Raw genomic sequence first — 19,073 nt, forward strand, 5'->3', positions numbered from 1 at the left:
ACCTGGGGTGACGCTACCTGGCGACATGCGGTCTGTCAGTAGCCGATGGCCAGGGAAATTCCCGACCGGGTCGTGGTGGTGTCCGGTTACACTCGTGCGCAGTGCCTCCTTAGCTCAGCTGGCCAGAGCACCGCTCTTGTAAAGCGGGGGTCGTCGGTTCGAACCCGACAGGGGGCTCCAGCGAAAAGACCCCCCGCCGATCATGGCGGGGGGTCTTTGACATCCACGGGTGACATCAACGGCGGCGGTCACTCGCGGGCGGGCCGCCTCTTGAGCAGCCGGTCCATGTGACTGATCGCCTCGCGCTGCGTGTCCTGCACCACATGCGTGTAGACGTCCATCGTCAGGCTGATCTGGCTGTGGCCCAGGATCTCCATCACGACGCGGGGTGCGACCCCGGCCGCCGTGAGGAGCGTGGCGCAGCCATGCCGGGCGTCGTGGAGGCGGATGGGGCGGAGGCCGGCGGCGGCGGAGACCCGAACGAAGGAGCGGTGCAGGTTGCGCGGCTCGATGGGACGGCCCGAGCGAGTGGTGAAGACGTAGCCGGTGTCCTGCCAGTCCTTACCGGCGCTCACGCGCATGGCCTCCTGGCGCATCCGGTGCCACCGGAGCGGCGCGACGCACAGTACGGGCAGCGGCAGGGCGCGAGAGCGGCGGCCCTTCGTCTCGTCGTTGTAGAGCACGCCGCGCCGTCGCTGCAGCTGCTGGCGCACGACCAGGACGCGGTTGTCCAGGTCGATGTCCGACCAGCGGAGCCCGACGACCTCACCCCGGCGCAGGCCCATCGTGATGGCGAGCACGAAGGCCGCGTAGAGCGGATCCTTCCGGGCGGCGGCCAGGAACGTCAGCGTCTCGTCCAGGGACCACGGGCGCAGGTCCCGGGGCGTGGGGCGCGGCGGCTCCACCAGCTTGGCCACGTTGCGCGTGATCAGCTCCTCGCGGCAGGCGGAGGAGAGCGCGGAGCGCAGGACGCGGTGCGACTCCTTCGCGGTGGCGGCGGTGGTCTTCTTCTCCAGCGTGGTCAGGAAGCGGCGCACGTCGGCGACGCCAAGGGTTTCGAGCCGCTTGGTGCCCAGCATGGGGGAGAGGTGGAGGCGGACGTGTGCCTCGTACTTCTCGTACGTGCTGAGCTTGCGCCGGGGCTTGACGATGTTGTCCAGCCAGTACGGTAGCCACTCCGCGAGCTTGGCCGAGCGAGTGGGCACGGGCACGCCTTGGTCCACCTTGTCGAGGAGTTCGCGGCGCTTGGTGTCGCACTCGGCCCAAGTCTTGCCGTAGGCGAACTTGCGGGCGCGGGTGCCGTCGGGCTGGAGGACGTAGACGGCGGCCTGGTAGCGGCCGTCCTTGCGCTTGGTGATGGTGCCCGCGCCGTTCGGGTTGCGCTTGCGCTGTACGGCCATCAGGCGGCCTCCTCGATCTGACCGAGGATGAAGTCCCGGACCGCGTCAGCGGGGACTCGGCGGCAGCCGTCGATCTTGATGGAGGTCAGGCGACGCGAGCGGATCAGGTCGTAGACCTTGGAGCGTCCCAGCTTGAGCCGCGCCATGACCTCCGGCACGGTCAGCAGCTCAGCGGTTGCGGTCGTCATGCGGCGGCTCCTTCCAGGGCCAGTTGGACGTCGTGCAGGGCTTCGCGGGCGGTTTCGCGGTTGAGCTGGAGGTCTCGGGCGATGGAGGCCGCGAGGACTGATTCGCCGGGGGTGTGGCCGTGTCCGGCGTACTGCCAGTCGGCGAGGACGAGGACGGTGTCGTCCTGGTCGTGCTCGAGGTCGGGCAGGCCGAGGGCTTCGCGTTGTTGGGCGGCGCGGTAGTCGGCGCGGATCTGGCGGAGTGCGCCGAGGGTGGTGGAGTAGCGGCGCGACTTGGTGGAGAAGTGGCCGCGGAAGCCGAGCATGTGCGCCCAGGCCCATAGGCGGCGGTCGGGGTAGACGGGGTCGAGTTGCTTGCAGGCCCGGATGAGGCGCTGGGCGTGCTGGGGGACCTGGTGGCGGTCGAGTTCGGCGAGTTCGCCGATGCGGCGGTCCAGGGTGCCGGTCGTTTCGGCGGCTTTGGTGGCGTACTTGGCGACGTAGGAGGCGACGGCTTGTTCGGTGATGTCGGTGCCGGCCTCGAAGGCGCGGATGGGCCGGATGTCGAGCTGGGTGCCCCAGCGCAGGGTGCGGGCGGGTTGGTCGGCGGCGGCCGGGACGGTGACGGTCGTGTAGGGGTGGGCGACGGCGGCGCGGATGGCGTCGGTGAGGAGCTGCCCGGTGGCCCAGGCGGGCGGCGGGTCCTCGGGGCCGTCCGGTCCGTCGAGGCGGATGACGGCGTGGAAGTGGACGGCACCGCGCTTCTGGAACTCGGCGACCTTGCCGTACGAGACGCGGGCGGCTTCCTTCAGCTCCCGTTGGGTGAGCCCGGCGCGGGCGGCGATCTCGCGGCGGAGCCGGTTGGTGAACCGCTGCCACAGGGCACCCGCGTAGTTGTTGAACAGCACGGCGGCGGCGTAGTCGTAGGTGTCCGGGTTCAGCGGGGTGCCGAGTGCGTGGTCGTCGGCCTGGTGCTGGGTGCCGCAGCGGCAGCGGCCGGTGTCGGGGCGGTTGTGTACTGGGCCGAAGCTGGGGGCGGTGAGGGTGGCGAAGACGCGCGGGTGATCGCGGACGGTGGCGGGGACGTCCTTGTCCTGGTCGCCCGCGAGTCCGGCGCGGATCAGGTGGTAGGTGTCGGCGGCGTACATCCAGGCGCAGGCGGGGCAGCGGGAGGCGCGGCGGTTGCCGCAGGCCAGGCGGAGGCGCCCCCCGGGTTCGTCCTCGGTGGAGTAGCGGTGCAGGACCTCGCCGGTGGCTTTCTCCTTGGTGATGGTCCAGCCGGTGAGGTGGATCGGATTGGCGCAGCCCCCGGTGCGGCGGATCTGGTCCTGCCAGCGGTCGAAGCCCGGTGACCCGGCCACCCGCAGCAGATCGCCGAAGGTGACCGGGTCCAGGCCCGCGAACGTCGCGGTGTCGGTCACATGCGCTCCTGGTGGCCGAGGGCGACCTGGGCCGGGACGGTCGTGGCGCCGATGCCCCGGCAGCGGCGGCAGGTGACCTGGAGGGTGGCGCGGGTGCCGTCGGGGAGGCGGGTGCCGGTGTCGATCGCGACGACGGGGAAGCCGTCGCAGTCGGGGCAGACCCGCATCCGGGCGGGGCTGTGCTGGGACATGATGGAGCTTCCTTTCGATTGCGGTTGGAAGGGGCCGGACCGTCCGGGCGGCGGCGATGCTTGGCGGCTTGTGCGCCGCCCGGAGGCCGGTCAGAACGTGTGCGCGCTGAGGGTCAGGGCGCGAGGGAGCGAGAGCCCCGGCGACCGGTCTTTCCCTTGATCTCGTACATGTGGGCGTCGGCGGCCGAGAGCGCGTCGGAGAGGCTGCGAACCGGCAGGTCCTCGACGCGGGAGGCGCCCACGGAGACGTACATCGGGATGCTCTTACCGGCGTAAGCCAGCGGCTCCTGGAGGAAGTCCACGAGGCCGTCGATGTCGCGTGCGGTCTTGGAGTGGGCCACGGCCACGAACTCGTCGCCGCCCAGTCGGCCCGCGATGCCGTCCCGGCCGCACCAGACGGTCAGGCGTGCGGCGGTGGCGGTGAGCGCGGCATCCCCGGCGGCGTGGCCGTGGGTGTCGTTGAGGGTCTTGAAGTCGTCGACGTCCAGGAGGAGGACCAGGGCGTCGGGGTGCCGGCGGATGAGGCGTTCGGCCCGAGCGGTCCATCCGGCGCGGGTGCGGAGGCCGGTGAGCGGGTCGCGGCGGGCGGTGGCCAGCCGGTGGGCGAGGTACCCGGAGTGGGCGGCCCAGCCGAGCAGGGGCAGGGATAAGGCGAGCGCTTGCGTGTCCACGGTTCTCCCTTGTTGCGGTTGGAAGGGGCGTTGTATGGGCCGTCCGGGGCGGTGGCGATGCTTGGCGGCTTGTGGCACCGCCCGGCGGCCGGTCAGCGGTTGAGTTCCTGGCGGAGCAGGCGGACCAGGAGCAGGAGCACCACGCCGCTGATCGAGAGCGCGATACCGGTGATGGCCACGGCCAGGAGCGTGGAGACGAGCACGGCTCCGACCGCGACGACGCCGACCACGGCCGCCGTGGGGTTGGCCCCGACCCTCTGGACGAGGCCGGGCTGGGCCTGGTGCGTCGGTACGACGGGGGCCGGGGCGCTGTGGGGCGTGATGGCCTGGTGGGTGTCGGACGGCGGGTACTTGGGCTTGAACACGGGTGTGCCTCCTACTTGGCGAGCGGGTCGATGGCGGGGCTCAGGAAGCTGTCGGCGAGGAGGTAGCCGCCCAGGATCAGGACGACGACGAGCCAGAGGGGCGGTCGGACGAGCTTGATGCCGAGCCAGCCGACGACGATCAGGCCGAGCCAGAGCGGGACGTCCATGGCGGTGATCTCCCTTGTGTCAGCGGGGGTTGCAGCGGTGGGTGCGAGCAGCGAGTTCGGCGGCGGCGCGGCTCAAGTAGTCGGCCGACCAGTCGCAGCCGGGCGCGGTGCAGGCGGCGGCGTGCGCTTCGCGTCCGTTGCGGTCGTGGTGGGTGCCGATCTGGACGGGGCCGATGCGGTCCATGTCCCAGAAGCGGTTGCGGGCCATGGGTTCACCTCCTCTCAGGTGAGCTGGGCGGCGATGGCGTCGGCCATCGGGGCGGGGACGCCGAGCCGGGCGCGCAGGGTGTCGGCGTCGATGGGCTGGCCGGTCGACGCCTGGTGGGCGTCGGCGAGCTTGCGGGCGTGGGCGATCAGGGCGGGCGGGACGTTCGGAGCGGCGGGAGGCAGCGCGGGCGTGGGCTCCGGCTCGGTGACCTCTTCGCGTACCGGCTCGGTCTCTTCCGCCTCCACCGGCGTCGGCTCGTGGTGCTCGGGAGCCGGGGTGTGGACCAGGAGGGTGCCGCCGAGGAAGGCGAGCGCCGGCCACCCGGCGACGAGGATGCGCAGCCAGTCCGGAACGTCGTTCAGGTCGAGCAGTCCGGCCGTGGCGACGTTCGCTCCGAGCGAGGCGGCGAGCGCTACCGCGAACCAGGTCCAGGCCGAGCGCCGTGGAGCGTCGGTTCCGCGCAGTGCCCGAAGCTGACGCCAGGCGGCGACGAGCAGCAGGTCCACGGAGATCGGGTAGGCCCATGCCTTCCAGCCGTTCTGCCCAGCGGCGGCCGCTAAGTCGTGAAGGTGGGAGAAGGACAGGGCACCGGCGATGACGGCTTGTACGAGTACGGCGTCGAGCCGCAGGGACGAGCGCATCGGGATCACGCCTTGTCGGCGACGAGCGCCAGCGCGGACAGCGTGGTGTCCGGGTGGAACGCGTCGAGCGACGGGAGGTGCGGCGTCATGGCCGCGTGCTCGTTGCAGGCCGCCACAGCGTCATCGAGGCTGCTGAACGGGCTGCGGATCAGCGACCAGCTACCGGAGGAGACACCGACCACGGCGGTCCCCGGCTTGTCGGGCCGTATCGCGGTCGCGGCGTTCATCGCGAGCGGGCCAATGTCGCCGAGTGCCATCTTGGCCGTCGTTTCCTCGTTGACCCGGTGCGAGACCCGGCCGCTGAGCTGGGCACGCAGCGCGGTGGCTCCCTTGCCGAGTTCCGCGCCGAAACGCTGGCCGCAGACCTCCAGGTAGATGCCGGCGGCCCGGCCGAGCTGAGCGAGACGTACGAGCTGGGACACCATGTGATCCCGCCGCTTCTCGTCGGCGGCCGTGGCCGTCAGGAACAGCTCGGCCACCTCGTCGATGAACACCACGACCGGCACCGGCCGCATGTCCTCATCGAGCCCCCAGATGTCGGAGGTGAACGACTCCAACGGCGTATCCCGCGTCAGCCGCTGAACCGAGCGGATCAGTTCGTAGCGGCTGGTCATCTCGTCGACCAGGGCGTCGAGCAGTTCCGCGGCTTCTTCCGGCGTACAGGCGAGTGCCGACAGACGGCGGGCGAACGGGGCCAGTTCGACACCCCACTTGCAGTCGATGCCGACCAGGGCGACCGGCTGTGGAGCGAGGCCCTTGAGCAGTCCGCGCAGGTATACGGACTTGCCGGACTCGGTGGCGCCGATCACCAACTCGTGGGCGATGGTGCGGAAGTCCCGTATCTGTACGCCTCCGTCGGCGCGAAGTGCGACCGGAACGGCGAGCAGGTCGGGTACGGCCGTACGTGGCATGACGACTCGCCGCAGTACGTCGTAGCCGATGATCCGGATTTGCAGCCAGCCCGGCTTGAGCGCCTTGATGTGGACACCGTGGGCCCGCCAGGAGTGACGGAGCCGTTCCGTGGCGGTCTGGAAGTCCCGTACTTCCTGGCCCGGCCGAAGCCTGATCCGCAGCACCATGCCGTTCGCGGTGATCCGGAAGCGGGTGAGGCGGGGGACCATGCGGGTCGCGGTCCGGTTGGTGGCCGCCGCGATGGCCAGCCGTATGCGGGACGGAGGCTCGGTCAGCCCGCACGCCTCCATGACGGAGCGGTAGGTGGCCACGATCCGCACGAGCTTGGCAGGGGCGGCGAAGGCGACCCAGTACCAGGCCGGTCGCTGCCAGCGCAGTAGCACCAACCCGGCTACGACGAGCGCTAAGCCGATCAGCGCGGTGATCTGTCCGCCGGTCATCGGTCAGCCCGCCAGCGAGGTGACAGCGGCGGCGCGGAACGAAATGCCGTGGCGCTTCTGGCCGTTGAACTCGTTCTCCCAGGGCCGGGCGACCAGGCCGGTCAGGGCGACCGGGGTCCCGGTCGTGAGCTCACCGGAGATGTCCGCCTCCGGGACGGTCACCGTGATCACCTCGGCGTTGCCGTTCGCGACGAACAGCACGTCGACGGTCATCAGGGACCCGTTGGTCTCGGGGTCGACGGCCACGACGCCGTGCTTCTTGTCGCGCATCTTGAGCTGGGGCGGCTGGGCGACCATCACGGTCGTGCCGGTCATGTCCACGGGAATCTGACGCACAGAGATCACTCCTCTAGAAGTGCTGAACTCCGTCACTCATGTACATGAGTGACATGAAGAAGAGTGCAGCACTCCTGTACATGAGTCAACCCGCCGCGAAGAAGAAATCACGGCGGGCTGGGGGGAGTTGAGCGAGCGTCAGTCGGCGGCAGGGATCCGGTACTGGAAAACGAACTGGTCAGCGGCCATGAGCGTGTCGCAGACCTCCACCACACGACCTTCGGTCGTGACCGCGTTGCGGATCAGGTGGACCACTGGTGCACCGGGGCTCAGGGCCAGTTCGGACGCCTCAGCCTTGGCGGCTGCCCGGGCCGTGAGTGTCTCAACGAACTCGGTGAAGGTGTGGCCGTAGTCTTCGAGCCGGGCGTAGATGCCACCAGGGCCGGGGTTCTCGGCGAACAGCTCGGGGATGTCCTTGACCACGTCCCACGGAAGGTACGACGAGGCAGTCTCGACCGGGGTGCCGTTGCGGAAGTACAGGCGCCGTCGGGCGAGCACCTGGGTGCCGGCCTCGACGCCAAGTCGCTCAGCGATGTCCTCGGGGGCCTCCATGGGACCGATGTACAGAACGCTCACCTTGGCGGTCGCCCCGGACTGCTCGGACTCGGCGAGGTACGCGGCCTTGCCGCCCCGACGATGGGACGCTCGGAACCGGTCCGAAGACCGCAGTCGTACGGGCGGCCGGTCCTTCACGATCGAGCCCTTGCCGTGGCGGGTCTCGACGAGCCCACTGGCCCGGACCTCCACCATGGCCTTGCGAATCGTTCCGCCGGAGACGCCGTAGCGCTCCACCAGCTCCGACTCACTCGGCACCATGTCACCAGGCTTCAGGACGCCTGCCCGGATCTGCTGAACGATCTCGTCAGCGATCTGTAGGTATCGGGGTACGGCCTTGCCACCTCCTACCGAAGTTCCCATAGTCCTTCTCTTCCTCCTATGCTCCTGTACATGAGTACGGGTTCCCAGCAACACAAGTCAACGCCGCTGCACTCCGTGTCCGTGGCGGGAGCGGTGGTGCGGGAGGACGGGCGGCTCCTGGCGATCCGGCGCGCGGACAACGGGACTTGGGAGCTGCCGGGTGGAGTGCTGGAACTGGCGGAGTCGCCGGAAGAAGGCGTAGCCCGCGAGGTCTTGGAAGAGACCGGCATCCGCGTCGAGGTCGACGAGCTGACCGGCGTCTACAAGAACACGGCTCGGGGCATCGTCGCCCTGGTGTTCCGCTGCAAGCCCTCCGGGGGCACCGAACGCACGTCGGCAGAATCGCTGGCAGTCGACTGGCTCACGCCCGAAGAGATCACCGAGCGGATGTCCGAGGTCTACGCAGTCCGGCTGCTGGACGCCCTGGACGGGGATGGCCCTCACGTCCGAAGCCACGACGGCAAGCACCTCAGCCCAGCGCGGTAGAACTTTCCCTACTTCATCAAGGCACCCGCCGCGCACAGCGCGGCGCGCGCGGCCCGTCGTCCGGGCCGACGCTCCTGTCTCCGCCCCGCTCCGGCCCGGCCGCCGGCCGCACGCCTAGCAGCTCGGGTTGATGAGTGGGAGAAACCCGCTGTGGCTGGGGCGGTCGGCTCCGCGGCTTTAGCCACCTCCCCGGTCCGGGTCCCGCGCCGAGCAAGACCAGGGGGCCACTCGTGCTCATTACGGGCAGGTCCAAAGCCTGCCCGAGTTGCCAACCAGCGTACGGCCCCCTGATCATGCTCGGCCCCAAACCGGGCAGGCCACCGGCCAAACCCGCTCCACCGACCTAGCGCTATGGCCTCATCCCGCCTTGCCTAAACTCTTCAACCGCCTCTTCAGACGCGTCAGATATCACCTTTACAGCGAACATGAGGTCGAAATCTTGCGTAATAGAGGCAACCGCTTTACATGCTTCGATACTGACATCCGTCAGCGAAATCAAGGCGACAGCCAAGAAGTGCCGAACCGTCTCATGCTGGACCTCGCTACTGACCGGGAAGATTGATCCGTTACGAAACCGTGTACGGTCAGTGAGTGCGGAAGGGCCAGCGTGAATTGCTTCGTTACCTGCCAGGTAGTAGCTACGCATGTGGTCCATGCCTACATGCTTTTCGATATCAACGAACGGGATGGGGGGCCGCCTGTTCGGAAACAAGGGAGTCGCCCAAGCGTTCTGTTTGAAGAAGTCACTGCCCCAGGTGGCCTCTGCCCGAGTTTCCAGCTCCGCACCCGACTGTCCCCGCGGCTCCGGCGTGCCTCCTTGCCCCGCAATAACGCGATCTGCCTTCCGGGCCTCCGCCACTGTCCATGCGCCGTACCTGTCAGAAACTGAGGTGTCGACCAGGCCGAGTGAAGAGAGCGCGGCGGCAATCACCGCGAACTCATGCAGACTTCTACTTCTGGCCATAACCCCTTCAGGGAAGCCTCGTTCCGCCAGCAAGCGAATCTCGTGGGCCACCGAGCATGCCCGAGATTGCAGCGACAGCATAAGGATGCATTTCAAGCTGCGCCCGCCCATAGCGCCCTCGACGCCTAACAGCTTTTCCGGCTGGGCACAGTCATCGCTTAGAATCCAGGCTCCGATACAGTCTTCGAGCGCCTCGTTCAATACTTCGGCTGCGATGAGCGTCTGATCGTAGAGCCGTAGACCGCGCCCCCATCGCTTCAAAAGAGAGCGCCGCACCTTCCCCATGTAGGCAGCGCCAGAATGACGGCGCTTATGAATGCGACGCTGAAACCATTTGTGATCAGCGGGCGTAATCTCAGTGGAGTTACTTACAGCCTCCGCCATGGCGGACAGCAAAGTTGCCGAAACCCGATCGTCATCGTCTGCGGTAAATTCGCCATTGGCGATCGCCGAATTCACCTTTCCTGCCGCATAGCGAAGAAGTGCGGACTCTTCCGGATCCACTTGCCACCCCTATCTGGAGAACCTGCCAGTACACCGCATCTTCGTAACGCTCCACAACCGGTTTGGCAGATCAGTCGTCACGACGCCGTGACAGGCGGCCTGACATCCACGGCTGACATCAACGAGGGCACACAGCCGCATACACGAGCGGCCCAGCGCGACGGCCGGTCGCCCTGCCGGGCGAGTGGCACAGTGCCCCTGATCGAACTTGTAAAGCGGGGGTCGTCGGTTCGAACCCGACAGGGGGCTCCAGTGCTCGATGAGCAAGGCCCCGGACGATGCGATGCGTCCGGGGCCTTTGTCGTCTCCGGGGTGGGTCAGTGGCGGCCGGAGACGCGGTCGGCGAGGGTGGCGACGCGGTCCGTGGTGGGGGTGTGGGTGGTGGCCTCGCGGCGGTCGGCGGTGCGGTAGGCGGCGTAGAGGGCGTGGACGCCGAGCCAGCGCAGGGGTTCGGGTTCCCAGCGGCGCACCTTGTGGTTGACCCAGGGGAGGGTCGTCAGGTCGGTGGGGCCGCCCTGGCCCGAGTCCTGCTGGATCAGGTCGCGCAGGGTGCGGGCGGCGAGGTTGGCGGTGGCGACGCCCGAGCCGACGTAGCCGCCGGCCCAGCCGAGACCCGTCGAGCGGTCGAGGGTGACCGTGGCGCACCAGTCGCGAGGGACGCCCAGCACGCCGGACCAGGCGTGGGCGACGGGCGTGCCGGCGAGGCGGGGGAAGAAGCGGACGAGGACCTCGCGGAGGGCGTCCACGGTGGCCTGCTGGGTGCGGCCGTCGTTGTCGGTGCGCGAGCCGAAGCGGTACGGGACGCCACGGCCGCCGATGGCGATGCGGTCGTCGGCCGTGCGCTGGGCGTACACGTAGGCGTGGGCCATGTCGCCGAGGGTCTCGCGGCCGGCCCAGCCGATGGCGTCCCAGAGGTCCTGAGGGAGCGGATCGGTGACGATCATGGAGGAGTTCATGGGGAGCCAGGTGCGCTTGTGGCCCTTGATGCTCGCGGTGAACCCCTCGGTGCAGCGCAGGACGTACGGCGCGCGGACCGTGCCGTACGGGGTGACGGCGTGCTTGGGCCTGATCTCCGTGACCGGCGTCGACTCGTGGATCGTGACGCCCAGCGCCTCGACCGTGGCGGCGAGGCCCTTCACCAGCTTGACCGGGTGGATGCGGGCGCCGTGCGGCGTCCACGAGGAACCCACGGCGCCGGTGACCCGGACGCGCTCGGCGGTCTCCCGGGCCCCGTACAGTTCGCGGTCCTTCTCCCCGAAGGCGACCTCGACGGAGTGGAACGCCCTGAGGCGCGCCAACTGGGCGGGCGTATGGGCGACTTCCAGGACGCCGCCCTGGTGGACGTCGGCGTCGATGCCCTCGTCGGACGCGGTCCTGACGACCTCGGTGACCGTGTCGTTCATGGCCTGCTGGAGGCGCACGGCCGCCTCGTGCCCGTGCGCCCTGGCGTAACGGCCGCGCCCCGCGATGCCGTTGTAGAGCCAGCCACCGTTCCGGCCGGAAGCGCCGTAGCCGCAGAACTTCTGCTCCAGGACGATGATGTTGAGGAAGGGAACGGCCTTCTTCAGGTAGTACGCGGTCCACAGGCCGGTGTAACCGCCTCCGATGACGCAGACGTCGGCGGTGGTGTCGCCGGGGAGGGGCTCCCGGGGAACCGGGGTGCCCTCCTGCGCGTACCAGAACGATATGCCGCCGTTGACGGTGCTCATGTGGTTCCTCGGGTCCATCGTCAGTGGGTGGGTGTGGACGCTATCGGATGGGGTGCGCGGTGATCGAGGTCCCGGCGGAGCTGGCGAGGATCCAGAGCGAGATCAACGGTGCGGAGGGCCGGGAGTTCGTCACGGCGCTGCCGGGACGGGCGGAGCGGTTCCTGGAGGAGTGGGAGCTGCGGCGCACCGGGCCGGCGATGCACGGATGGTCGGCGCTGGTGCTTCCGGTCGTGGCACACGACGGTACGCCCGCCGCGCTGAAGCTGCAGCTGCTGGACGAGGAGAGCGAGGGCGAGGCACCCGCGCTGCGCGCCTGGAACGGCGACGGCGCGGTACGGCTCCTCGCGGACGACCCCGCGACGGGGACCCTGCTGCTGGAGCGGCTGGACGAGAACCGGCACCTGTCGGCGGTGGCGGACGCGCGCGAGGCCACGCGGATCCTCGCGGAGCTGATGGCGCGGTTGGTGTCCGTGCCGGCTCCGGCCGGGCTGCGGCGCCTGGGGGACGTCGCGGCGCGGATGCTGGAGGACGTGGACGGTGCGGTGCGGGCACTGGAGCGGGAGGAAGACCGTCGGCTGCTCCGGGACTGCGCGGCGGCCGTCCGGGAAGTGGCCGGCGAGCCCGGGGACCGGCTGCTGCACTGGGACCTGCACTTCGACAACGTCCTGGCGTCGGACCGGGAACCGTGGCTCGCGATCGACCCCAAGCCGCTGGCGGGCGACCCCGGCTTCGAGCTGCTGCCGTCACTGTTCAACCGGTTCGACCCGGGCGACGTGCTGTGGCGCTTCGACCTGCTCGCGGACGTACTGGGACTGGACCGGGAGCGGGCCGCCGCGTGGACGCTGGGGCGGGTGCTGCAGGACTCCCTGTGGGACGTGGAGGACGGGGAGACCGTCCTGGAGGGGGAGCGGGTGGTGGTGGCCCGGCTGCTGCTGGGGCGGTAAGGGGTTCAGAGGATGGACGCTGCTGGCGCGGCGGGGGGTTCCCGGGGCAGGCTGCGGTCATGATTCGTAGCGCTGTGGTGGATGACGTTCCGGCCCTCTACGCGATGGTCCGCGAACTCGCCGAGTACGAGAAGGCCCTCGACGAGGTACGGGCGACCGAGGAACAACTGCGGGAAGCGCTGTTCGGCGAGCGGCCGGCCGCCTTCGCGCACATCGCCGAGACGGAGGACGGCCAGGTCGCGGGCTTCGCGCTGTGGTTCCTGAACTTCTCCACCTGGCGCGGGGTGCACGGCATCTACCTGGAAGACCTGTACGTACGGCCCGAGCTGCGCGGCGGCGGGCACGGCAAGGCGCTGCTGCGGGAGCTTGCGCGGATCTGCGTGGAGCGCGGCTACGAGCGGCTGGAGTGGTCCGTACTGAACTGGAACGCCCCGTCGATCGCCTTCTACGAGTCGCTGGGCGCGCGGCCGCAGGACGAGTGGACGGTGTACCGGCTGACCGACGGGGCGCTGGAGCGCCTGGGCTCTTGAGCTGGGCTCCTGGGCGGGGGTCTGCTCGGGCCCTGGTGAGGCCCGGTCAGCCGGCGGTGCAGGTGAGGGTGGGGCCGGTGATCATCCCTCCGGTGCTCTCCTGGCCCCGTGGCGTCCAGTAGCCCAGCTTGGACACGACGGTGGAACAGGCGCCCTTCTGGAGTGTGGCGCGCACGGTGACCGTGGTGGGCCTGCCCGGTTGCAGGTCGGTGAGCGCGCAGTCCAGCGCGTACATGCTGCGGGCGGTGGAGGGGTAGCGCCCGGGCAGCGGGTTCACGCAGCGCTTGTCGGCCGAGGTGAGGCGGATGCCGCTGGCCTCCTCGCCGATCAGCCCGAGGCGCGCGCTGCCGTCACCGACGTCGCTGACGCGGGCGACGGTGTAGGTGAGGGTGCTGGTGGTGCCCGGCTTCAGGGTGGTCGCCCTGGCCGTGCCGGGCTTGGTGGTGCCGGGCTTGGTGGTGCCGGGCTTCAGGGTGACGCCGATGGTGTGGCTGGGGCGCGGCTTGGCCTCGGTCAACGTGACGGTGGCGCGCACCTGGCCGTGCAGAGCGGGGTGCGTGGTGTGCGCGGTGCCGGCGCTGTCGGTGGGCGCGTCGGGGCGTACGTCGACGGTAGCGCTGATGTCGTACGTGCCGGGGCCCGGGTAGTCGGCGCGCCCGGCGAGGGTGCCGGTGGCGGTGGGCTCGGCGGTCGGACCGCCGTGGCGGTGGGCGGTCCAGGTGCCGGAGATGCGGCACCCGGGGCGGACGTGGTCGGCGCCCCGGCGGCAGGTCGCCGCGGCCTGCACGGTCATGGTGGCGCCGGACTGGGTGACGCACAGGGCGACGTCGGCGTACAGGCCGTGCGGGCCGCGCAGCGTGCCGCCGGGGGAGCAGTGGGTGACGGGGCCGGTGGTGGCCGGGGCGGCGGCAGCTGTGGTGGTCGGTGGGGTCGGGGCGGTTGGTGTGGCCGGTGGGGTGGCGTGGGCCGTGGTGACGGTCCACAGCAGCAGTACCGACGCGGCTCCCAGCGTGTACAGCCTGGTGGGGGGTCTCGTGAACATCCTTGCCTCCTGTTCGGTCGGCTTGGATGGTGCGGGAGCCGCGTTCCGCCGTAGTCCTCCCCACGCGGGCACTGGGCCGGTTCCGCTACGCCGGTTCACCCGGCGGGCGGAGAGGCGTCACGGCACGAGGCCGGGCACGAGGCCGGGGACGAGGACCACCTTGCCCATGGTCGCCCGGGTCTCCAGGGCGCGGTGCGCGGCGGCGGCGTCGGCGAGCGGGAAGCGCTGCACGGCGGGGCGCAGGCGGCCGGTGGCGGCTTCGTCGAGGGCGCGGAGTTCCAGGGTGCGGACGTCTCCGCCGGCCTTCCGCAGCATGACCGGTCCGAGGACGGGCTCGGAGGTGATGCCGCGTTCGGCGAGTTCGGCGCGTTCGGCGTCGGTGAAGGTGAGCGGCTCGCCGTCGCGCAGGCCCTGGCCGGACCAGCCGTACACGACGTGCTGTCCGCCCTTGCCGAGGAGGTCGACGGCCGCGCGGCCGGCGGTGCCGCCGACGCCGTCGAAGACGACGGTGGCTTTCCGGTCGCCGAGGTGGGCGCGGACCTGGTCCGGCCAGTCGGGGCGGTTGTAGTCGACGGCGAGGTCGGCGCCGTTGGCCCGGACGCGGGCGGTCTTCTCGGGGCCGCCGGCGAGGCCGATGACGGTGGCGCCGGCGTTCTTGGCGTACTGGACGAGGAGGGTGCCGATGCCGCCGGCGGCGGCGGTGACCACGGCGACGCCGTCCGGGCCGAGGTCGGTGAACTGGACGATGCCCAGGGTGGTGCGTCCGGTGCCGATCATGGCGACGGCTTCGGCGTCGTCGAGGGCGGGCGGGATCTCGTGGAGCCGGGCGGCGTCGGTGACGGCCAGTTCGGCGTAGCCGCCGGGGACCATGCCGAGGTGGGCGACGACGCGCTTGCCGAGCCAGGAGGGGTCGGTGCCCTCGCCGAGGGCGTCCACCGTGCCGGCGACCTCGCGACCGGGCACGGTGGGCAGCTCGGGCGGTACGGGGAACGGGCCGGGCTCGCCCTCGCGCAGCGCGGTGTCGAGGAGGTGCACGCCCGCGGCGGTGACCGCGATGCGGACCTGGCCGGGAGCGGGAGTGGGGTCGGGCGTCTCCTCGTACGTGAGGTTCTCGGCGGGGCCGAAGGCGTGGAGGCGGATCGCGTGCATGGTGGGCTCTTCTCGATCGGTCGGGGTCGGTGGAGAGGAGCCTGTTACCTCGAGCTTGGTTGAGGTCAAGGGGCGCGTGCGTTGTCGGGCCGGGGTTCTCTTCGGCCGGTGCGGGCCGGTGGGCTGCCTTTGTCCCGTTCGGCCCGGGGGCGGTGCCTGGTACGGGTGCGGTCCGGTGGGCTGCCGGTGGGTGGGGGCGGTGCCCCTCCGGGCTCACCTCCTCGGGGCCGGCGGCCTCGGGTTACGCGTAAGGGAGCCGTTTCGCAGCCGCCGGCCCCTGCGGGGGCGACCCTGCACGGCCCCGCCCCGGGCCGGTGGGCGGCCGCGGGTCAGGGGAGACGCGGGAAGCGGGACTGGAGGGTCCAGATCGCCGGGTTGTCCGCCAGGCCGTCGTGCATGTCGGTGAGGTCGGCGATCAGGTCGTGGAGGAAGTCGCGGGCCTCCCGGCGCAGGGCCGCGTGGTTGAACGTCAGCGGCGGCTCCTCGGCCGGCATCCAGTCGGCCTCGACGTCCACCCAGCCGAAACGGCGCTCGAAGAGCATCCGGTCCGCCGACTCGGTGAAGTCCAGCTCCGCGTACTGCGGCCCGGCCGACCGGCTGCCGCGCGGGTCGCGGTCGAGCCGCTCGACGATGTCGCACAGCGCCCACGCGAAGTCGAGCACCGGCACCCATCCCCAGGCCGTGGACACCTCGCGGTCGGCCTTGGTGTCGGCGATGTACACGTCACCGCAGAACAGGTCGTGCCGCAGCGCGTGGACGTCCGCGTGGCGGTAGTCCGTCTGTGGCGGGTCCGGGAAGCGGCGGGAGAGGGAGTAGCCGATGTCGAGCACGTGGTCGATGGTCCCACGGCCGGGACGGGCGCTCACGCGCCCTACTCTGAGGGCGTCGCTCCGTATCGAAGGAGGTCCGCCGTGGCACTACCCGTCCCCGAGCATGAGCCGCACGCGTCCGAGTACGAGCAGCAGTACCCCGGTATGCCCGTGGAGGAAGCCTTCGAGACGTTGAATGCGGCTGCCCCCCGGGGCTGGCGCGTGGAGTTGATCGAAGGGGAGATCCACGTGACGCCTCCTGCCAATGGCGAGCAGGAAGAGATCGTGTCCGAGGTGACCGGACAGGCACGGGACCACCGGAAGGACCTGGGACGCTACACCGGCATCGGGCTCTTCCTGCCCGATGCCTCCGTCAGCGGCCGGGTCCAGCCGGACGTCGTCCTCGCGCCCAAGGGCAGCTTCGCCGACGACGCTGAGTACCACGACGCCTCCGCCGTCCTGCTCGTCGCCGAGGTCACCTCCCGCTCCACCGCCGGCAACGACCGCGTGAAGAAGATCCGCGGGTACGCGCGCGCCGGTATCCCCGTCTACCTGCTCATCGACCGGGAGACCGAGCAGGTGGTGGTGTGCACCGAGCCGTCCGGCGAGGACTACGACACCAAGGCGGCGTACAAGCTCGGTGAGGTGGTCCCGCTGCCCGAGCCGGTCGGGTTCGACCTCGACACCGGGGCGTTCTGACGCTCACCGCAGCAGCCGCTGCTCCTTCGCCACCGCGACGGCGCCCGCCCGGGTGTCGACGCCGAGCTTGGTGTAGATCCGGCCCAGGTGGGTCTTGACGGTCGCCTCGCTGATGAACAGCGCGCGGGCGATCTCGCGGTTGCCGAGGCCCCGCGCGAGCTGGCCCAGGATGTCGAGCTCGCGGGCGGTGAGCGCGGGGGCCGCCGCACGGCGGACGGCGACCGGGGCGGACAGGGAGGGGCGGCCCGCCGCGGCGGCGTGGATCGCGGCGAACAGCTCCTCCGGGCGTTCGGCCTTCAGGAGGTAGCCGGTGGCCCCGGCGCCGATCGCGCGGGTGACGTCGGCGTCCGTGTCGTAGGTGGTCAGGACCAGGACGCGGACCTCGGGGGAGGCGATGCGGCGGGTGGCCTCGACGCCGTCGATGCCCGGGCCGAGCTGGAGGTCCATCAGGACGACGTCCGGCCGCAGCTTGGCGGCCATCGCGACGGCCTCCTCACCGCTGCCCGCCTCGCCGACGACCTCGATGCCGGGCGCGCTGCCGAGGAGCGCCAGAAGCCCGGCGCGTACGACCGCGTGGTCGTCGCACAGCAGGATGCGGACCGTCACCGGGGCTCCTCCAGGGGGATCGACACGGACAGGACGGTGCCCTCGCCGGGTGCGGACTCGACGGTCAGGGTGCCGCCGAGCTGCTCGGCGCGGGCCCGGATCGCGGGCAGGCCGTGGCCCCGGCCGCCGGAGGGCGCCACGGTGCGGGAGTCGAAGCCGCGCCCGTCGTCGGCGATGTCGAGGACCACCTGGTCGTCCAGGTACGTCAGGGTCAGCGCGGCGGACGTGGCGCCGGCGTGCTCGGTCACGTTGGCGAGGGCGCCCTGGGCGATCCGCAGCAGCGCCGCGCCCACCCGGTCCGGCAGGGCCACCGCGGGGCCGTCGGTCCGGAAGCCGACCGGGAGGTTCGCCGACTCACGGGCGGCCAGCGCGCGCAGCGCGTCCTCCAGGCCGCCGCCCCCGGCGAGGTCGGCGGGCGCCAGGTCGTGCACGAACCGGCGGGCCTCGGCCAGGCTGCGCTCGGCGGTCGACGCCGCCGTACGGACGTGGCGGCGGGCGGCCGCCGGGTCGGCGTCCCAGGTGCGGTCGGCGGCCTGGAGCAGCATGCGCTGGCTGGACAGGCCCTGGGTGAGGCTGTCGTGGATCTCCATCGACAGGCGCTGCCGCTCGGCGAGGGTGCCCTCGCGGCGCTCGGTGGCGGCCAGCCGCTCCGCCTGCCGCTGCGCGTGCACGAACACGGCCGTGGCGATCGCGGCGACGGCCGGCGGGGCGATCAGCAGGTTCGGGTCGAGGACGCCGTCGGCGAGCCGGAGCTGGGCGGCCACCACGAACACCGTCAGCAGGGCGACCAGGACGAGCGCGGCGCGCGGCGGCAGCGTCCGCAGCCCGCTGTAGAACAACGGCACCGCGCACCACGCGAAGCTCGGCGCCAGCACCACCAGCACCATCCACACGGCGACCACCGTGCACAGCCACGCCAGGCGGCGCGGCACGGGCAGCACGTACAGCACCGCCAGGGCCGCCGACAGCGCCACCACCCAGGGGCCCAGGTCCAGCCACGGGTGCCGCAGCAGGAACCTCGCGAGCGAGGCGCCCAGCAGCGCGAAGAACGCGGCGTGCAGCACCCGGGCGAGCCATCGGGCGTCGGGGTCCCGCTCCACGTCCACCACTCCTCGTACCGGATCTCCGCGTCCATCCTCACCCGGCCGCCCCCCTCCGGCATCAACCGATCGGCTGACCCCGGGCCCCCGGTTCCGCCCCCACGATCGAAGACATGACGAAGCACCCGAAGAAGAAGACGTCGCTGCGCACCCGCCTGCTGACCGGCACCGTCGCCGCCGCCGCGCTCGGCGCCGGGACGTTCGGCGCCGTGTCCGCGACCGCCGCCGAACCGGCCCCTACGCAGACGCCCGCCGCGGCCACCGCCCAGCCCCGCGACCTGACGCAGTCCACGCACCTGACGATCGACGCCGCCACCCGGGCCGCGCAGGCCGCCCTGGACGCCGCCGAGCGCGAGAACCAGCGCGTCACCGTCGCCGTCGTCGACCGCAACGGCAACACGGTCGTCACCCTCCGCGGCGACGGCGCCGGACCCCAGTCGTACGAGTCGGCCGAGCGCAAGGCGTACACCGCCGTCTCCTGGGACGCCCCCACGTCCGAGCTGGCCAAGCGCCTGGAGTCGGCGCCGAACCTCAAGGACATCCCCGGCACCCTGTTCCTCGCGGGCGGCGCGCCCGTCACCGCCAAGGGCGCGCCGATAGCCGGGATCGGCGTGGCCGGTGCGCCCAGCGGCGCCCTCGACGAGAAGTTCGCCCAGGCGGGCGTGGCCGCGCTCAGCCGCTGACCCCGGCTTAC

24 protein-coding genes and 1 tRNA gene are annotated in these 19,073 nt (G+C 71.1%); 6 read left to right on the top strand and 19 right to left on the bottom strand.

Annotation, left to right across the window (positions count from 1 at the left end):
- The first annotated feature begins 103 nt into the window (after nt 1-103).
- Nucleotides 104-180: transfer RNA gene (locus EIZ62_RS17690), tRNA-Thr, on the top strand.
- 68 nt (nt 181-248) lie between these two features.
- Here EIZ62_RS17690 and EIZ62_RS17695 read toward each other — a convergent pair.
- The 12 genes from EIZ62_RS17695 to EIZ62_RS17745 all read right to left on the bottom strand — a co-directional run bounded on the left by EIZ62_RS17695 (nt 249) and on the right by EIZ62_RS17745 (nt 7,837).
- Nucleotides 249-1,400: a tyrosine-type recombinase/integrase gene (locus EIZ62_RS17695; protein WP_156693620.1), complete on the bottom strand. Its 1,152-nt coding sequence runs from the start codon at nt 1,398-1,400 to the stop codon at nt 249-251.
- The gene (locus EIZ62_RS17700; protein WP_156693621.1) at nt 1,400-1,588 is read right to left on the bottom strand and encodes a helix-turn-helix domain-containing protein; all 189 of its coding nucleotides are present in this window, start codon (nt 1,586-1,588) and stop codon (nt 1,400-1,402) included. Before EIZ62_RS17700 ends, EIZ62_RS17695 begins: the two co-directional genes overlap by 1 nt.
- Complete coding sequence (gene repSA / locus EIZ62_RS17705) at nt 1,585-2,988, bottom strand: replication initiator protein RepSA (protein WP_167536388.1); 1,404 nt, start codon at nt 2,986-2,988, stop codon at nt 1,585-1,587. Before repSA ends, EIZ62_RS17700 begins: the two co-directional genes overlap by 4 nt.
- The gene (locus EIZ62_RS17710; RefSeq protein WP_156693622.1) at nt 2,985-3,179 is read right to left on the bottom strand and encodes a hypothetical protein; all 195 of its coding nucleotides are present in this window, start codon (nt 3,177-3,179) and stop codon (nt 2,985-2,987) included. Before EIZ62_RS17710 ends, repSA begins: the two co-directional genes overlap by 4 nt.
- Before the next feature lie 113 nt (nt 3,180-3,292).
- Nucleotides 3,293-3,850 carry a GGDEF domain-containing protein gene (locus EIZ62_RS17715; RefSeq protein ID WP_156693623.1) on the bottom strand — a complete coding sequence of 186 codons (558 nt, stop codon included), beginning with the start codon at nt 3,848-3,850 and terminating at the stop codon, nt 3,293-3,295.
- Between the two features lie 92 nt (nt 3,851-3,942).
- Nucleotides 3,943-4,215 (bottom strand): SpdD protein, encoded by a 273-nt coding sequence (locus tag EIZ62_RS17720; protein WP_156693624.1) that lies wholly within the window; start codon nt 4,213-4,215, stop codon nt 3,943-3,945.
- A gap of 11 nt (nt 4,216-4,226) precedes the next feature.
- Nucleotides 4,227-4,382, bottom strand: coding sequence for a hypothetical protein (locus tag EIZ62_RS31985; RefSeq protein ID WP_167536389.1), 156 nt, complete (start codon nt 4,380-4,382; stop codon nt 4,227-4,229).
- Between the two features lie 19 nt (nt 4,383-4,401).
- On the bottom strand, nt 4,402-4,590 hold the full coding sequence (locus EIZ62_RS17725; RefSeq protein ID WP_156693625.1) for a mobile element transfer protein: 189 nt from the start codon (nt 4,588-4,590) through the stop codon (nt 4,402-4,404).
- A gap of 14 nt (nt 4,591-4,604) precedes the next feature.
- Entirely contained in the window at nt 4,605-5,231 is a 627-nt protein-coding gene (locus EIZ62_RS17730; RefSeq protein WP_156693626.1) for a DUF2637 domain-containing protein, read from the bottom strand.
- A gap of 5 nt (nt 5,232-5,236) precedes the next feature.
- Nucleotides 5,237-6,583, bottom strand: a complete 1,347-nt coding sequence (locus EIZ62_RS17735; RefSeq protein WP_156693627.1) for an FtsK/SpoIIIE domain-containing protein — start codon at nt 6,581-6,583, stop codon at nt 5,237-5,239.
- 3 nt (nt 6,584-6,586) lie between these two features.
- Nucleotides 6,587-6,919 carry an SCO3933 family regulatory protein gene (locus EIZ62_RS17740; protein WP_156693628.1) on the bottom strand — a complete coding sequence of 111 codons (333 nt, stop codon included), beginning with the start codon at nt 6,917-6,919 and terminating at the stop codon, nt 6,587-6,589.
- Between the two features lie 138 nt (nt 6,920-7,057).
- Entirely contained in the window at nt 7,058-7,837 is a 780-nt protein-coding gene (locus EIZ62_RS17745; RefSeq protein WP_156693629.1) for a GntR family transcriptional regulator, read from the bottom strand.
- A gap of 18 nt (nt 7,838-7,855) precedes the next feature.
- On the opposite strand from EIZ62_RS17745, the gene EIZ62_RS17750 reads away from it, so the two are divergent.
- Nucleotides 7,856-8,323, top strand: a complete 468-nt coding sequence (locus EIZ62_RS17750) for an NUDIX hydrolase (RefSeq protein WP_156693630.1) — start codon at nt 7,856-7,858, stop codon at nt 8,321-8,323.
- A gap of 349 nt (nt 8,324-8,672) precedes the next feature.
- Here the strand turns inward: EIZ62_RS17750 and EIZ62_RS17755 are convergent, their stop codons facing one another.
- Both EIZ62_RS17755 and EIZ62_RS17760 read right to left on the bottom strand, forming a co-directional pair.
- On the bottom strand, nt 8,673-9,791 hold the full coding sequence (locus EIZ62_RS17755) for a DUF5677 domain-containing protein (protein WP_156693631.1): 1,119 nt from the start codon (nt 9,789-9,791) through the stop codon (nt 8,673-8,675).
- A gap of 317 nt (nt 9,792-10,108) precedes the next feature.
- Nucleotides 10,109-11,500, bottom strand: a complete 1,392-nt coding sequence (locus EIZ62_RS17760) for an NAD(P)/FAD-dependent oxidoreductase (RefSeq protein WP_156693632.1) — start codon at nt 11,498-11,500, stop codon at nt 10,109-10,111.
- Between the two features lie 47 nt (nt 11,501-11,547).
- On the opposite strand from EIZ62_RS17760, the gene EIZ62_RS17765 reads away from it, so the two are divergent.
- On the top strand, nt 11,548-12,444 hold the full coding sequence (locus EIZ62_RS17765; protein WP_156693633.1) for an aminoglycoside phosphotransferase family protein: 897 nt from the start codon (nt 11,548-11,550) through the stop codon (nt 12,442-12,444).
- Nucleotides 12,445-12,503: 59 nt separating this feature from the next.
- A complete protein-coding gene (locus tag EIZ62_RS17770) occupies nt 12,504-12,974 on the top strand; it encodes a GNAT family N-acetyltransferase (protein WP_156693634.1) in 471 nt (156 codons plus the stop codon).
- Nucleotides 12,975-13,020: 46 nt separating this feature from the next.
- Here EIZ62_RS17770 and EIZ62_RS17775 read toward each other — a convergent pair whose 3' ends face one another.
- The 3 genes from EIZ62_RS17775 to EIZ62_RS17785 all read right to left on the bottom strand — a co-directional run bounded on the left by EIZ62_RS17775 (nt 13,021) and on the right by EIZ62_RS17785 (nt 15,995).
- Complete coding sequence (locus EIZ62_RS17775; RefSeq protein ID WP_208827964.1) at nt 13,021-14,016, bottom strand: hypothetical protein; 996 nt, start codon at nt 14,014-14,016, stop codon at nt 13,021-13,023.
- A gap of 117 nt (nt 14,017-14,133) precedes the next feature.
- Nucleotides 14,134-15,165, bottom strand: coding sequence for a zinc-binding dehydrogenase (locus EIZ62_RS17780; protein WP_156693635.1), 1,032 nt, complete (start codon nt 15,163-15,165; stop codon nt 14,134-14,136).
- Nucleotides 15,166-15,494: 329 nt separating this feature from the next.
- Nucleotides 15,495-15,995, bottom strand: coding sequence for a hypothetical protein (locus tag EIZ62_RS17785; protein ID WP_156696460.1), 501 nt, complete (start codon nt 15,993-15,995; stop codon nt 15,495-15,497).
- 81 nt (nt 15,996-16,076) lie between these two features.
- Between EIZ62_RS17785 and EIZ62_RS17790 the strand changes: the two genes are divergently transcribed.
- Entirely contained in the window at nt 16,077-16,673 is a 597-nt protein-coding gene (locus EIZ62_RS17790) for a Uma2 family endonuclease (protein WP_244375761.1), read from the top strand.
- A 3-nt stretch (nt 16,674-16,676) separates the two neighbouring features.
- Here EIZ62_RS17790 and EIZ62_RS17795 read toward each other — a convergent pair whose 3' ends face one another.
- Nucleotides 16,677-17,279, bottom strand: a complete 603-nt coding sequence (locus EIZ62_RS17795; protein ID WP_156693636.1) for a response regulator — start codon at nt 17,277-17,279, stop codon at nt 16,677-16,679.
- The gene (locus tag EIZ62_RS17800; RefSeq protein ID WP_425281827.1) at nt 17,276-18,379 is read right to left on the bottom strand and encodes a sensor histidine kinase; all 1,104 of its coding nucleotides are present in this window, start codon (nt 18,377-18,379) and stop codon (nt 17,276-17,278) included. Before EIZ62_RS17800 ends, EIZ62_RS17795 begins: the two co-directional genes overlap by 4 nt.
- A 113-nt stretch (nt 18,380-18,492) precedes the next feature.
- Here EIZ62_RS17800 and EIZ62_RS17805 point away from each other — a divergent pair, with 113 nt between their 5' ends.
- Nucleotides 18,493-19,062 (top strand): GlcG/HbpS family heme-binding protein, encoded by a 570-nt coding sequence (locus EIZ62_RS17805; protein ID WP_156693638.1) that lies wholly within the window; start codon nt 18,493-18,495, stop codon nt 19,060-19,062.
- The last annotated feature ends 11 nt before the right edge of the window (nt 19,063-19,073 follow it).

The organism is Streptomyces ficellus (assembly GCF_009739905.1).
Classification (GTDB): Bacteria; Actinomycetota; Actinomycetes; order Streptomycetales; family Streptomycetaceae; genus Streptomyces; species Streptomyces ficellus_A.

Bases quoted from the DNA above. Each gene is read 5' to 3' on its own strand.
- EIZ62_RS17695 (WP_156693620.1), bottom strand. From the start codon at position 1,400: ATGGCCGTACAGCGCAAGCGCAACCCGAACGGCGCGGGCACCATCACC.
- EIZ62_RS17700 (WP_156693621.1), bottom strand. From the start codon at position 1,588: ATGACGACCGCAACCGCTGAGCTGCTGACCGTGCCGGAGGTCATGGCG.
- EIZ62_RS17710 (WP_156693622.1), bottom strand. From the start codon at position 3,179: ATGTCCCAGCACAGCCCCGCCCGGATGCGGGTCTGCCCCGACTGCGAC.
- EIZ62_RS31985 (WP_167536389.1), bottom strand. From the start codon at position 4,382: ATGGACGTCCCGCTCTGGCTCGGCCTGATCGTCGTCGGCTGGCTCGGC.
- EIZ62_RS17725 (WP_156693625.1), bottom strand. From the start codon at position 4,590: ATGGCCCGCAACCGCTTCTGGGACATGGACCGCATCGGCCCCGTCCAG.
- EIZ62_RS17730 (WP_156693626.1), bottom strand. From the start codon at position 5,231: ATGCGCTCGTCCCTGCGGCTCGACGCCGTACTCGTACAAGCCGTCATC.
- EIZ62_RS17735 (WP_156693627.1), bottom strand. From the start codon at position 6,583: ATGACCGGCGGACAGATCACCGCGCTGATCGGCTTAGCGCTCGTCGTA.
- EIZ62_RS17745 (WP_156693629.1), bottom strand. From the start codon at position 7,837: ATGGGAACTTCGGTAGGAGGTGGCAAGGCCGTACCCCGATACCTACAG.
- EIZ62_RS17750 (WP_156693630.1), top strand. From the start codon at position 7,856: ATGCTCCTGTACATGAGTACGGGTTCCCAGCAACACAAGTCAACGCCG.
- EIZ62_RS17760 (WP_156693632.1), bottom strand. From the start codon at position 11,500: ATGAGCACCGTCAACGGCGGCATATCGTTCTGGTACGCGCAGGAGGGC.
- EIZ62_RS17765 (WP_156693633.1), top strand. From the start codon at position 11,548: ATGGGGTGCGCGGTGATCGAGGTCCCGGCGGAGCTGGCGAGGATCCAG.
- EIZ62_RS17770 (WP_156693634.1), top strand. From the start codon at position 12,504: ATGATTCGTAGCGCTGTGGTGGATGACGTTCCGGCCCTCTACGCGATG.
- EIZ62_RS17775 (WP_208827964.1), bottom strand. From the start codon at position 14,016: ATGTTCACGAGACCCCCCACCAGGCTGTACACGCTGGGAGCCGCGTCG.
- EIZ62_RS17780 (WP_156693635.1), bottom strand. From the start codon at position 15,165: ATGCACGCGATCCGCCTCCACGCCTTCGGCCCCGCCGAGAACCTCACG.
- EIZ62_RS17805 (WP_156693638.1), top strand. From the start codon at position 18,493: ATGACGAAGCACCCGAAGAAGAAGACGTCGCTGCGCACCCGCCTGCTG.